The 14170-nt window shown below is 61.2% G+C and carries 8 protein-coding genes; 1 reads left to right on the top strand and 7 read right to left on the bottom strand.

Annotated elements, in window-relative coordinates:
- Positions 1–74: 74 nt before the first annotated feature.
- Entirely contained in the window at positions 75–1064 is a 990-nt protein-coding gene (locus CLG96_RS18245) for an alpha/beta fold hydrolase (protein ID WP_243395859.1), read from the top strand.
- A gap of 241 nt (positions 1065–1305) precedes the next feature.
- Here the strand turns inward: CLG96_RS18245 and CLG96_RS18240 are convergent, their stop codons facing one another.
- The 7 genes from CLG96_RS18240 to CLG96_RS18205 form a co-directional block, all read right to left on the bottom strand.
- The gene (locus CLG96_RS18240) at positions 1306–2763 is read right to left on the bottom strand and encodes a TolC family outer membrane protein (RefSeq protein WP_107970235.1); all 1458 of its coding nucleotides are present in this window, start codon (positions 2761–2763) and stop codon (positions 1306–1308) included.
- Positions 2760–4049, bottom strand: a complete 1290-nt coding sequence (locus tag CLG96_RS18235; RefSeq protein WP_107970233.1) for an HlyD family type I secretion periplasmic adaptor subunit — start codon at positions 4047–4049, stop codon at positions 2760–2762. The genes CLG96_RS18240 and CLG96_RS18235 overlap by 4 nt, the downstream gene beginning before the upstream one ends.
- Positions 4050–4051: 2 nt before the next feature.
- The gene (locus CLG96_RS18230; protein ID WP_207796755.1) at positions 4052–6337 is read right to left on the bottom strand and encodes a type I secretion system permease/ATPase; all 2286 of its coding nucleotides are present in this window, start codon (positions 6335–6337) and stop codon (positions 4052–4054) included.
- Between the two features lie 39 nt (positions 6338–6376).
- The gene (locus CLG96_RS18225) at positions 6377–10735 is read right to left on the bottom strand and encodes a beta strand repeat-containing protein (protein WP_243395869.1); all 4359 of its coding nucleotides are present in this window, start codon (positions 10733–10735) and stop codon (positions 6377–6379) included.
- A 224-nt stretch (positions 10736–10959) separates the two neighbouring features.
- Positions 10960–11716 (bottom strand): IS5 family transposase gene (locus CLG96_RS18220; RefSeq protein ID WP_423828216.1). Its coding sequence is split into 2 segments (ribosomal slippage): positions 10960–11400 and positions 11402–11716, totalling 756 coding nucleotides; the frame shifts between segments, so codons are not numbered across the junction.
- A 36-nt stretch (positions 11717–11752) separates the two neighbouring features.
- Positions 11753–12007 carry a hypothetical protein gene (locus CLG96_RS18215; protein ID WP_133175422.1) on the bottom strand — a complete coding sequence of 85 codons (255 nt, stop codon included), beginning with the start codon at positions 12005–12007 and terminating at the stop codon, positions 11753–11755.
- 437 nt (positions 12008–12444) lie between these two features.
- On the bottom strand, positions 12445–13938 hold the full coding sequence (locus CLG96_RS18205; protein ID WP_133175421.1) for a glycoside hydrolase family 32 protein: 1494 nt from the start codon (positions 13936–13938) through the stop codon (positions 12445–12447).
- Positions 13939–14170 lie beyond the last annotated feature (232 nt).

Raw genomic sequence — 14170 nt, 5'->3', positions numbered from 1 at the left:
TATCCTCATCATGCGAACCCCTGGGGCACCATCTTGTCAGAAGGTGTCCGGCCCCACTGAAACACAGGGAATTGATGATGAGCCAGACTGCAGCAGACATGACAGAGCCGACGCGGCGCACACTCCTGACCAGCAGCCTCGGAATTGCCGGCGGCCTTGGTATCGCCGGAGCAGTTCTGGCTGGCAGCCCCGCTAATGCGGAGGTCTCCCGTCCGGCGGGATCGCAACGCGGCGCCCGTCCTACCGGCCATATCACTACCGCCGACGGCACCCATATCTTCTACAAGGATTGGGGCCAGGGACAGCCGGTCCTCTTCTCCCATGGCTGGCCGCTCACCGCGGATGCGTGGGATTCCCAGATGCAGTTCCTTGGTATGCGCGGCTATCGCGTGATCGCGCATGACCGCCGTAGTCACGGCCGCTCCGACCAGACATGGGACGGCAATGACATGGATCACTATGCCGACGATCTTGCGGCAGTGATCGAGGCGCTCGACCTTCGAAACCTCGTTCTTGTGGGGCATTCGACCGGCGGCGGGGAAGTCGCCCACTATATCGGTCGGCATGGGACGGGGCGCATCGCGAAAGTCGTGTTGCTCGGTGCGGTCCCGCCGCTGATGCTCAAGACCGCTGCCAATCCCGAAGGGCTTCCGATGAGCGTGTTCGACGGCATCCGCAAAAACACCTTTGAAAACCGTTCCCAGTTTTTCAAGGATTTGACCACGCCCTTTTATGGCTTCAATCGGCCGGGCGCGACGGTGAACGAAGGGCTCCGCGACAGTTTCTGGCTCCAGGGCATGATGGGCGGCCTCAAGGGGCAATATGATTGCATCAAGCAGTTTTCCGAAGTCGACTATACCCCCGACTTGCAGCGGATCGATCGACCGACGCTGGTGGTCCATGGAGACGCGGATCAGATCGTTCCGATCGGGGCCTCTGCGCTGAAGACAGCCGAAATCGTCAAAGGAGCCACGCTCAAGGTTTATCCCGGCGCACCCCACGGCCTCGCCCAAACGATGACGGATCGCTTCAACGAGGACTTGCTCGCTTTCATCAAGGCCTGAACGGCGGAAAGCCTATGCTGCGCGCCGACGGCGCCTAGTTCCGACTACGCTGCAAGCGCATATTCGCAGGTCTATATTCCACCCCGGCGGCATTTGGTCGCCGGGGCAATTTAGCAAGATGGCATCGACGAATTCCGCAACCTGCTGAAGCTTGGCTCGGCCAATGCCCGGATCGGTAACATCGGTGAAATTGGTCTCGACGGTGCGTCAGAACTCAGAGCACATTCGTGCGACCGGCGCTTCAATTCGCCTGCCCGGCTGTCATCGGAGAGTCCGGCGTTGCGTTGACCAAGGTCAGCAGATCGCCCGTACGGGCCACGAGGGCATAGCGGCCGATATCCATGTCAACGCGTGCCTGGAGCAACTGACCGGACGCCTGATAGGCTTCGTTCAGTGCGTCCAGCAGGTCGTCGAGAGTGCGTCGGCCGATGCCATATTGCTCGACATAGGCGGTGTAGGTCTGCTGGCTCGTTTCGGCCGCGCGTTTGGACGCCTCGAACTCGCGCTCGCGTGTGGCGACATCGGCCATGGCTGAGCGGATCTCGTTTTCCAGTTCACGGCGTTCGAGGTCGCGTGCCAGTTCGGCTTGGCGCAGCCGCGACTGCGCCTGGGCTGCTTCAGCCGATTTGCGACCGCCTGAGAACAGGCGGTAGCGCATCACGACCTGGGCTCCGACATCGTAAAGGCGCTGGTCACGGTCGAGCACGTCATATTGCCGCGCGTTGGCAGCGAGCGAAATTGTTGGCCAGAAACCCGCGCGCGCCGCATCGGCGTCCTTGCGCGCTGCAGCGACAGTCGCATCCTCCGCCTGCAGTGAGGGGCTGGCCGCCAAGGCGCGGTTGATGATCGCATTGACGTCGCCGGCCAGATGCGGCGTGACCGTCGGCCAAGTGAGCGCGCCCGGCGATGCACCAAATACCGCTTCATACTCGGCTTCTGCGCGCTTGAGCGCGCCTTCCGCCAGGAACGCATGGGATCGAGCGGTGTTGGTTCGTGCTTCCGCACGCAGGCGATCGCCTTCCGACGCAGCACCAGCCTCGACGCGCACGCTGACCCGCTCCAGCAGGACAGCATGCGCCGTGACGTTGGCGTCGGCAAGCTTGACGGCCTCGCGGAGCCGCAGCACCTCCCAATAGGCGGCAATCGCCCGCACGGCGACGTTGGTTGCGCTCACCTGCGCCTCGGCCATGGTGGCGTCCTTGCGGTAGCGCGCGGCCGCAATACGCGCAAAGCTGGATCCGGCATCGAATAGCAGCTGCTCGGCGGCTGCATAGGCATCGGGCCGGTACAGTGACTGGTTGGTAATCCTCTGCTGGCGCCCGCCGACCGGCGTACGGTTGGTCCAACTGCCGAGCAAATCGACACCGACATCGAGCTTGGGATAAAGATCGGATCTGGCGGCTCGCACCCCGAGGTCCGATTCCCTCCCCCGTTCGATGGCAGCTCGCGCCTCGGGATGCGTCCGCACGGCCTCAGCGACGCTTGCCAATAAGGGATCGGCCCCCAGCTTCGCCGAGGCATCATCGCTATCCAGGGAAATCGGCACGGAGAAGGTTGCAAAGTCCGCCACCTCAAAGGGCGCCGTCAGCACATCGACGTCACCCGCGACATCTTGTGCTGTCCCAGCAGCCATGGCTGGGCCGGCAGATAGCAGAAGCGCGCCCAACCCCGGCAGCCACAGCGTCTTCGACTTGCTCATTCTCGGAAGGCTTTCGATTTCACCCGGATGACCGGCTCGATCAGGTAGCTCAACACGGAACGCTTGCCGTTCAGTATGTCGACTTCGGCAACCATGCCGGGGATGACGGGCAGCGGCTTGTTATCGGCATCCATAAGCGCGCCCCGGGTCCGCACCTGGACGCGGTAGCGCAGTTCACCGGTCTTGGGCATTTCGATGGCATCGGCGCCGATGTTGACGAGCCGCGCATCGAGACTGCCGTATCGCGTGAAATTATAGGCGGTCAGCCGCACGCGTGCCGGCTGGCCGGGCCGTAGAAAGGCGATGTCCTCGGGACGAATCAGCGCTTCCACAAGCAGCGTGTCGTCGAGCGGTACGACCTGAATCAGCGCTTCGCCCGGCTTGGCGACGCCGCTCACCGTCGTCAGCAGCACGCGGTTGACAACACCGCGTACCGGCGAGCGGATCATCGTGCGCTCGACCCGGTTCTGCGCGGCGGGCAGCTCACTGGACAGCTCGCCGAGTTCGGCAGTGGCGGAATTGAGCTCTGCCAACGCCTCGCCTCGATCGTCCGCAGTCTTGGCCGCAATTTGGCTGCGAGTTTCGGCGATCGCCGCCTGCAGCCTTGGAATGGCGAGGCGTGCCTGATTGCGCTTGCCTGATTGCTCGGCACGTTGGCGTTCGAGTTCGATCAACGTCGTCTGTGGCTCGAAGCGCTTTCTCACCAAGGGCTCGATCAGGCCGATCTGCCGACCAAGAAGCGCAAGCGATTCCTCGGCTGCAGCCAGTTGCGCTTGTGCTTCGCCCAGCTCCTGCGCGCGCTGGCGCAGTTGGTTTTCGAGCACGTTCAAGTCCGCCTGACGCTTGGCCTGACGTTCACTGTGGAGCGCCGTCTCCGTCGCGGCGAGCGCTGCAGCGTCGGCCGGCAGATCAGCGGGAAGCACCAGCGCGCGGCCCTCGGCTTCTGCCGTCAGCCGTGCGATGCGTGCACGCAACGCCGCCTGTTTCTGCTGGCTGCGGTCGAGATCGGAACGCAGCAGCGTCGGATCGATCTCCAGCAGGGCCTGGCCTTTGGCCACGACCTGGCCTTCGCGAACCAATATGTGCCGAAGGATGCCGCCTTCGAGGCTCTGGATCGTCTGTACCTGGCCTGAAGGAATGATCTTGCCTTCGCCACGTGTGACCTTGTCGACCTTGGCGAGTGCCGCCCAAAGCAGCGTCACCAGAATCATCGCCGCGATCACATAGAGCAACAGGCTGGCGCCACGATCCTGACGGGCCTCGAAATCGTGAATTGCGGATGTCATGATCAGCTCATGATCTCAGGTTCGGCGGACCTCGAGGCCGAGCGTTCAAGAATCGACTTGGGCCCGTCTGCAACGACCCGCCCGCGATCCATGACGATGACGCGATCGACGAGCGCCAGCAGACTTGTGCGGTGCGTGATGATGATCAACGTCTTGTCCGCAACATGGTCCTTCAAGCGCGCCAGCAGCCGCTGCTCGCTTGCCGGGTCCATCATGCTTGTCGGCTCGTCCATCACAAGGATGCTGGGATCGCCAACGAGCGCGCGGGCGATCGTGATGCTTTGCCGCTGTCCGCCCGAAAGTCCTTCCCCGCGTTCACGCAGGATGAGGTCGTAACCGCTCGGCGTTTCCTTGATGAAGTCATGCACGCCGGCGATTTCGGCTGCGCGCAAAATCCCGGCATCGCTCGGGCGACAAGCGCCGATGGCGATATTGCGGCGAACCGAGCCGCTGAACAGCCACACGTCCTGCAACACGGTGCCGATATTGGTCCGCAGATCGAGCGGATCGATCTGACGCAGATCGGTATGGTCGAGCCGGACGGCGCCTTCATCGGGCTCATAGAGGCCGAGCAGCAGCTTGGCGATGGTAGTCTTGCCCGAACCGACCTTGCCGAGGATCGCGACCTTCTCGCCCGGCTTGATCGCGAAGGTCACGCCGTCGAGCGCGGCTTCGGCCTGATCCGCATAGCGGAATTTCACGCCGCTGAATTGGATATCGCCATTGACCTTGGGACGGCTCAAATAGGCACGCGAGGTTATGCGGTCGGTCGGGGCCTCCATCAGTGCGTCGATCGAACGATAGCTGGTGACGGCATGGCTGAAGCGTGCGAGGATCTGCGCGAGCTGGCCCAGCGGCGCCATGGCGCGGCTGCCGAGCAGTACTGCGGCGATTAGTCCGCCCATCGACAACGCATTGTTATTGATAAGAAAGACACCGAAGAAGATGGTCAGGATCTGCGTCATCTGCTGCGCGGACCCGGCGATGTTGAAGGCAAGCTGGCCGAACAGGCGCGTTTTGAGGCCCACCGCTGCCTGATGGCGCAGACTCTCCTCCCAGCGCTCGCGCATCAGGCTCGCCGCGCCCGTCACCTTGATCGCCTCGATGCCGGCGACGGTTTCCACGAGCACGCCCTGCTTGGTCATGCCCTCCGCGTGCATCGTCGATGCCAGGCGCGCCATGAACGGCTGCAACAGCGCGCCGCTAAGGACGACGGCGGGCATGAGGAGCAGCGGCACGAGGACAAGCGGACCGGCGACCCAATAGATCACCAGCAGAAACAGTAGCACGAAAGGCAGGTCGACGAGCGCAACGAGCGATGCCGAGGTGAAGAAGTCACGCAGACTTTCGAACTCGCGCAGCCGACTTGCCATCGCTCCGGTCGAACCTTTGCGCGCCTTCATCTGCAGATTGAGCAGCTGATCGAAGATGCGTCGCCCCATGGCGCGATCGGCCCGTTCACCAGCGCGGTCGATGAAGGCCGCGCGCAGCATCCGGATTACGAAATCGAAGCCAAGGGCCACGGTCACGCCGATCGTGAGTGCGATCAGCGATTCGATCGCCCCGTTGGGGATGATGCGGTCGTAGACGACCATGCTGAAAATGGCGGCGACCAGGCCAAGAATGTTGGAGACGAAGGCGGCGAGTACGACCTGACCATAAAGACCGCGATTCTGCGCGATCGCACCCCAGAACCAGTGCGCGCCCGAGCTCGTGTCGCTCGTCTCGCCGACGACGTTGCGCCGCGGCGCGCGCGCGACGAGAAGAAGCTGGCCATCATAGTCGGCGGCCAGTTGTGCGCCATGGATTTCAACGGGCTGATCGCCGAGATCAGGGTCGAGCACCTGGAAACCGCTGCCTATGCGCGCCAATAATATGGCGGCGCGTCCACCTTTCAGGATCGCAACAGCCGGTAGCGGCGCGCTGCCCAGTCGCTCAAGGGAAACCGTGCGGGGGCGCGCGACGAGGCCGAGATCTTCCGCCCTGGCCACGAAGCCGGCGATATCGAGGTCGAGACGATCACCCGACGCATCGGCCAGGATTGCTGCCCGGCTGACGCCGATATCGTGATAGGCGCAAAGATGGAGCAGGCAGGTTTCGAGATAACCGAGCCTGGCACCATCGTCCGCCTGAAGCACCCCCTGCCCCAAGGGCCGCGGCGGTGGCCACGCCGCTGCCTCCGCTGCAACATCATCGACCAGGCGCAAATAGCGCTCGCCAAGGCGCGTGGTAGCAAGGCGTGCTTGGACCGAGGCGCCGGTGGCGCGGAGCATTGTCAGAATAGGCACGGCAACATCACTCAGATCTGGATTTCCATGACGGAATCGTCAGGTCAGCGACAGGCCGGACGGCAATTGTGCCTGCCAATCGACCCCGCCGGAAAAGATGAAGTCGGCCGCAGTCAGGTCGTTGGGATCATCGATTCCGACCAGCGTCACACTGCCGCTGACCGCCTGGCCACCCGATGTGAAGCTCGACAGATCGATTGCGAGATTGCCGCCGGTGACGGCGCCATGATCGAGAATATCCTGAAGATCGAGCACATTGCCGCCGCTGTCACGCAGGTCGGAAAGGTCGAGCTTGTCGCCATCGGACTGCGAGAAGTCCTGGATCGCGGTCGAGAAGCTGTAGCCTGTCGCGCCCTGATTGACGGCCGTATCGAGCACGAACGTATCAGCGCCCGCGCCACCGGTGCCGATCGTCGAACTTCCGTCGAGCGTTACCAGAAGATCTCTTCCCGCCCCGGCGTTCTGCGTGCCACCGATCAGAAGATCGTCGCCATTGTCGCCAACGAGCCAGTCATTGCCGCCGATCGACAGCAGAATGTCATTGCCATCATGGCCGCGCAGGCTGTTGACGTCGCCATTGCCGACCAGGATGTCGCCCGCATCGCTCCCGATCAGGTTTGCGATACGCAGCAGCGTATCGCCGGCAGCGTCTCCGCCCTGACCCTGTCCAGAGCGCAGGTCGACTTGAACGCCAATGCTACCGCCGGCATAAGAGGCCGTATCGACACCGCCAAATCCATCCAAGAGGTCGGCGCCCGCGCCGCCCGCCAGCACATCATTGCCGCTAGCTCCGAAGAGGCGGTCATCGCCTCCCCGGCCATAAAGAAATACATCGCCGCTCGTGTTGCTGCGTAGGAGATTGGCGCTGTCCGTGCCATAGGCAGTTGCGCCCGGCTCATACACATCAACATTCTCGATCGAAATGAGCGTGGCGCTGGCGCCCGATGCATTGGCAGTGCCAGCGGCCAGATCGATGGCGGTCAATTGGAATGCGATGAAGGTGTCAACACCATCTCCGCCATCGATGAGCACGCTCGATCCACCGGCATAAAGGCCCAGCGTGTCATTGCCCGCCATGCCATAAAGCTGGTCGTTGCCGGCCTGGCCCCAGAGATAATTGTCGGCGGCGTTGCCTCTCAGGATGTCGGCCGCATAACCGCCCATCCTGATGTTCTCAATGCCGATAAGCGTGTCGCCCTCGGCGTCGCCGCCATGCGCGGTGCCTTGTGTGAGGTCGATCTGCACGGCTCCGCTGCCATGATACGCGACTGTATCGCTGCCTGCGCCCCCGTCCAGCGTGTCGGCACCGGCGCCGCCTGTCAGGTTGTCGTCACCGGCAAATCCGTACAGGCGATCATTGCCATTACCGCCGTCCAGCCAGTTGCTCCCGCCATTGCCCTCGAGCAGGTCGTTGCCGTCACCCCCGTCGGCCGATCCTCCGGAAAAGCTCGTCCCAATCGCTGCGTCCAGGCGAATGACGTCGTCGAACCTTGATCCAATGATCTTGTCGATATTGATCAGCAAATCGCCTTCAGCATCGCCGCCGCTCGCGCGAACGCCCATCGTTACCGATATGCCGGCGGCCGAACGGCTATAGTCGACTTCTGCACTGGCAAGCCTGACCCCTTCGATAACGTCGGCGCCTGGACCTCCCCAGACATGAATATATCCATAACTGCTAGGATCCACAGCCTTATGGTCGACCACGACATGATCATCTCCTGCACCGGGATCAATGACCTCCGACGTCACCGAGCCGATGATCGTGTCGGCAAAGGATGAGCCGATGATCGAACCTATGTTGAGAATGACATCGCCCTCGGCATAGCCACCGCGGGCCGTGCCCAGATTCAGGTCCAGGAAAATAGCGGCGTCGGAGCCGGAATAATCAAGCAGCGGCCAAGCCCCGGAGGAATTCTCCGACGGACTTCCTTCATAGACGTCCGCCCCTGGCGAAGCGATCGCCCTGTCGCCGCGGCCCATGTGAAAGACCCGGTCGTCACCGCCGGTCCCGGCGAAGATTTCATTGGAACCGGACGTTCCTACAGTGTCGCCGGGCCGCGGCGTGTAAAAATATAAGCGCGCGATATCGAACTCGCGCGTAGTGCCCGACACTGTGGGTTGAACGAGGAGATCTACGAGCCCTTCGAATCCCGCCGGAACGGTGCCGGCCAGGCGCTGGCTCGCCAGGTCGAAGCTCAGCCAGGAAGGAGCAGGATCGCCGGCAAAGCTCAGCAGTTGCACGGCTGTCGGATCGAAATAGAAGATCCTACCGCCATCTGCTGAACCGATCGAGAAGGTCTGAGAACCGGACAGATCGATAGCAGCGTCGCGAATTCCCTGTGTGGCTGTCAAATAGTTGGAACTCGGATTGGGCTGGGCGACAATCTGATCCGAGAATTGAAGAAGTTCGATGCCGGTCAGCGTATCGGTGCCCTCGTCGCTATCCGCCAGGTTGAGATCACGCACGATGATCTGGCTGCCGGTGACCTGCACGCTGTAGTCGGCGCGCTTGCCTGCATAGATTGCCGTGTCTGCAAAAACGCTACCGCCACCAACAATGACATCGTCGCCGGCGCCGCCGAAGAATTGGTCGCGGTTTGCTGAGTAGGCACCGACAAGCTGATCGTTTATCCAACCCGACAGCCGATCATTGCCGGCGCCTCCGTTGAGAACGTCTTGGCCATAGCTGCCAACGAGAACGTCATTGCCGTCGCCGCCATTCAGGACTGTGTCCGTCACCTCCGCTACCAGATGATCCGGAGCGGCGGTCCCGCCGATGATCCGCTCCGCGGCCCGCGAAATTGTCACTCGAAGCGTTGCGGAATCGCTTTGGCCCGAAGCCTCGCGCACCGTGTATGAAAATACATCCGTGTAGGACTGTCCGGCGCCGATATTCGCCCACCCACCGCCAAACTGATAGGATGCGGTTCCGTCGGCGGCCACGGTCAAGGTGCCGATGGCGGACGACAATGTCCACGGAAACGCTCCGCCAACCCCCGATCTGTTCGGCAGTTGAAGCAGCGACAACTGGAGGCCCGTTCCGGCATCATTGGCAAACAGATTCAGGGCCGCGCCGGATTCCGTGGACGCATCGATCGTCATGACATCATCTGCCGCTGCGACGGCGGCGGTGCGGCCGTTCACAACGACGGAGATCTGTCCGGTTGAAGTACCGCCAGCCCCATCGCTGATCTGATAGGAAAACACATCCTGGCCACTCTGGCCAGTGGACAGTGCCTCCGTGTCAGGATCTTCATTGTCGAGCGTGTAGATGTAGCTGCCATCGGCATTCAGTTTCAGATTGCCATAGGTGCCGGTGAGGGCCTGACCGCTGACCTGAACGACGGCCAAAACTGCTCCGGCGTCGGCATCGCTGTCATTGGCAAGCACATTGCCCGTGACTGCATTGGGCGCAGCGTCCTCAATGATGGCGGCGGCATCGGCGACCGCGACCGGAGCGTCGTTGACGCCCGTGATCGTAACCGTCAGTGCTGCCTGAGCCGTGCCGCCGGTACCATCGCTCACCAGATAACTGAACGTTTCCGTCGCACTCTGGCCAGCGGCTAAGCGCTGCGTATCGAGATCGGCATTGTCGAGCGTATAGGTGTAGCTGCCATCGGCATTCAGTTTCAGACTGCCATAGGTGCCGGCAAGGGCCAGGCCGACATTGGCGGCCTGGCCGCCGACCTGGACGACGGCCAAAACTGTTCCGGCATCGGGATCGCTGTCGTTGGACAGCACATTGCCCGCGACGCTATTGGGCGCAGCGTCCTCGGTGATGGCAGCAGCATCGGCGACCGCGACCGGCGCGTCGTTGGCGCCCGTGATCGTGAGGTTGAGCGTGCTTGTCGTCGATCCGCTGCCGTTGGTGACGGTGTAAGTGAAGACGTCGGTGTGGGTCTGCCCGGCCGCGAGCGCCTTGACTGCCACATTGTCAAGCGCGGCATAGCTGTAGCTGCCATTGCTGTTGAGCGTCAGCGTGCCGAAATCCGTGACGATCGCCTGACCAACCACGCCCGCCGCACCGCCCTGGACTGCGACCGCGGACACAGCAGGGGCGCCATTCTGACCCGCGGCAGGCGTGTCATTGGCAAGCACGTTGCCAGTTACGGCCGTCGCACCGGCGGCAACCGCGCCACTATCTGCGCTTGCCTCCGGGGTGGGTGGCGGAGAAGGAGGTGGTGGTGGCAACGGAGCGGGCCGCGCCCCGCCACCGCCTCCACCTCCACAGGCTGCCAACAACAGGGGCAGGCCGAGAGAAGGCGCAATGGAAATCGTTTGAGCCCGTCCGATTCGTCGTGTCGAGCGGGCCAACTTCAGTTGATCATCTCCAGATAAAGCTTCTGGACAAGCTGACGCTTTTGCTGACGTTTTGTCGTCAGACACCCCCCGCATATTAGCCATTCCGCCCCGACTTCGCCCCACAACACAACTAATTCCGGACGGCACTCTTAGGAGTGAGGCGACACGTGTCAACCAGCGGGCCAGCTATGATGGGCTCGGCGATTATGGATTGCCGTCGGACACGGCCACAAACCTGTTAGGCGGGCACAACTGTCTTCGTCATTGCCGCAACACCTTGGTTCTGGAATTTATGGCCATTGCTGGGCTCTGGCCGACTAGGTCGTAGACTCATAAGCGCGGAGCCAGAGTCGCATTGAGGCGAGTTGGACCATGGCAAGGAAGTTGGCGGCGAGTTTGTCATAGCGGGTGGCGACGCGGCGGAAGTGCTTCAGTTTGGAGAAGAGCCGCTCGATCAGGTTGCGTTCGCGGTAGAGCCGCCTGCTGAAGCAGGGTTTCCATTTCCGATTGGATTTTGCCGGGATGTTGGGCGTGGCGCCTTGGTCTTCGATCAGCTCACGGATGCGGTCGGCATCGTAGGCCTTGTCTGCCAGCACGATGGTATGCGGCCCGAGTTGATCGAGCAGCTTATCGGCGATCTGCCCGTCGTGCGCCTGTCCCGCTGTCAGGCCGAGCCGGATCGGGAGCCCTTGCGCATCGACGACCGCGTGGATTTTGGTCGTGAGGCCCCCTCGGGAGCGACCGAGACAATGATCTCGATCCCCCTTTTTGCTGCTGGTGGGCGCGAACGGAAGTGCTGTCGATCATCTGGATGTCGCCGTCATGTGCGGCGGTGATCGCGTCCATCATCCGATCCCAGACACCGGCCTTCCGCCATCGCACGAAGCGGTTGTAACAGGTGGTTCGCGGCCCATAGCGCTCAGGTAGGTCGCGCCACGGCGCACCCGATCGTAGCACCCAGAAGATCCCGTTCAGCACCCGGCGATCATCGACGCGAGACACGCCTCGCGGCTTGTTGGGCAAGAGCGGCTCGATCGCGCGCCACTCGAAGTCAGTCAGGTCATATCGGCTCATGCCGGGGCTGAATCACATCTCGCCCGATGGCCAAAGCTATTTCGACGCAAAGACCCAGATGGTCGGAACATTATAGCGATCTGCCCACTCGCAGGCCGCCTTTACCGCGCAATCAAGATCGACATCGTTCTCGGAAAGCGATCCATAGCCGACCCACTCGCCCGATGCCTTCCAAGAGCCACCGCTGCCGTAAAACAGCCCCTCGTCTGACTGTTCGACGTAGAGCCATGGCTGATCATCGGCCAGCAAGGGGCGCTCAGCACCAGCATCAAGGCGAACGATCTCAACCATCCCCTCTTTCCTGCAACTCAACAGCGGAGAACGCAATCACTCCGCACTCCCAACGCATTTATGGGTTCACGGCCTAAGCGAATGACGCCATTCGCTCTGCGAGAACCCTCCATGGCGTGCTCCAAACGCGCTGTCATGAGGCCCGCAAGCTTGTCGAGCGATCGGGAGCCGCCTACCAACATCTGGCCAATGCCGGTGATGCCCTGATCCACCTTACGCTCAACCTCATCCGTTTTGCGGAGATATTGTTGACCGCCATAGCGTGGGTAGCCGTCTATGTCGGAGGCGCGGTCGGGGTCGCTGTCGCGTTGGTCGTCGGGGGCGTGAAGCTGATGCGGCGCAGGCGCCGGCCATAGGCGCCATCCCGTCCAACCGAGCGGCTGCCAGCGGCCGGGAGTTCAGATTGGCTCGAACGCCTCAATTCTACCAGCGAGCGGTCAATCCCAGATGCCCGTAAGCGCATTGATGGATGCGGCTTTCAGCTTGATAGGATGACCATCCCGACCCGAACGCATTTCCAGCCGGTCCAGGCGGCTTTCTACGAAATAGTTGAGCGTCAGAAGGCCCCTTCCATCTTCGAGATATATTTCCAGGGAAGAGGTGTCTTTTATCATTCTGAGCCCGATAGATGTTTCTCCACCTATTTCTATCGGCGCAATGATTTCACTGCTGAAACTCGCGACATCGCCGATACGAAAACTCGCTTTGGTTCGATCAACGCACAACTGCCCTGATCGCATATCAAAATTGAGGGTCAACTCTTCGTCGTCTCCATTAAGGAAATGCATAGACCAATCATGGGCTTCCTGCTGAGGCCAGTCCATCTGGAGGCTGATATCCAGCAACTCCCCAAGAGCTGCGCCATTGCCCAGATCATATGCTTCGTCGATAAGCACATTCCGATGCGTGATCGGATTTCCTCTTCGTAAGGTCGCCAGCTCGGCCAGCGGCGCACAGCTTAATCGCAGTCCCGCATCTGTTCTGATCAGCCGCAATTCGCGCGGCAACGTCATGGCGCCCCGCCAGGGAGAGGTCGGCAGCGCATTGGCATACTGCCAATTGTTCATCCAGCCGATGAGAATGCGGCGGCCATCCTGCTCCGGAACATCGCTCCAGGTGACGCCGGCATAATTGTCCGGGCCATAGTCCATCCATAATGTTTCCGGGAGATCACAATGAAAAGAACGGCCGTCAAAGTCGCCGATAAAATATTGCGTCCCCGACCCGCCATTGGGGGCGCCCGGATTCAGGCTGACGATCAATATCCATTTTTGCCCGCCGGCATCAGGCAAATCCAGCGGGAATAGGTCGGGGCACTCCCATACGCCTCCATGCGAGCCGACATCCTGACCGAAATCGGAACAATATTCCCAGTTGATCAGATTATCCGAACGATAGAATTTGATCATGTCATGGGCCGCCAGCACCATGACCCACTGATTGCGCGCTTTATCCCAAATGACCTTGGGATCCCGAAAATCGGCGATTCCGGGATTGTCGAGTACCGGATTGCCCCGATACATCTGCCAGACATCTCCGCCATTGAGGCTATATGCCAGGCTTTGCACCTGATGATTATCCCTGGAGCTATGCGTGAATATCGCCACGATCGGTGGATGGTCGCCCGTCTGGAATCCGCTGCTGTTGTTCCAGTCCACCACCGCGCTTCCCGAAAAGATATAACCCAAGCCCTCGGGACTTGCCCGCAGCGCCACCGGCCGATGTTCCCAGTGGATCAGATCCGTGCTGACGGCATGGCCCCAATGCATATTCCCCCAAATCTTGTCCGAAGGATTATGCTGATAAAAAAGATGGTAGCGGCCATTATAATGAACCAGGCCCGTCGGGTCATTTATCCAATTTTCCGCTGGCGAAAAATGGATCTGAGGGCGATGCGTTTCACCATATAAGGCCACGATCTTCTCAGTCATGATCACTCCTTGATCTCACCGGGCCTTGACGGGAATTGGCAAGCACGCATTGCCTCCAGCGCCGGATAATTTAAATCCTATCGATCGCTCCACAGCGGGTTGCCCATTGCAATATGTCCATCCTTGGGCATTTTTCGACATGACTGCGTACTCAATCCATGCAGTCAGAAAGAAGCAGTGTGTTTCATGCTGATGTGGATAAACCACATCCCAATATCGCCTTTGCCAGAGG

It is taken from the genome of Sphingomonas oleivorans (genome assembly GCF_003050615.1).
Classification (GTDB): Bacteria; Pseudomonadota; Alphaproteobacteria; order Sphingomonadales; family Sphingomonadaceae; genus Sphingomonas_H; species Sphingomonas_H oleivorans.
Note: the sequence above shows the minus strand (reverse complement) of the source record. Positions and strands in the feature narration are given on the sequence as shown.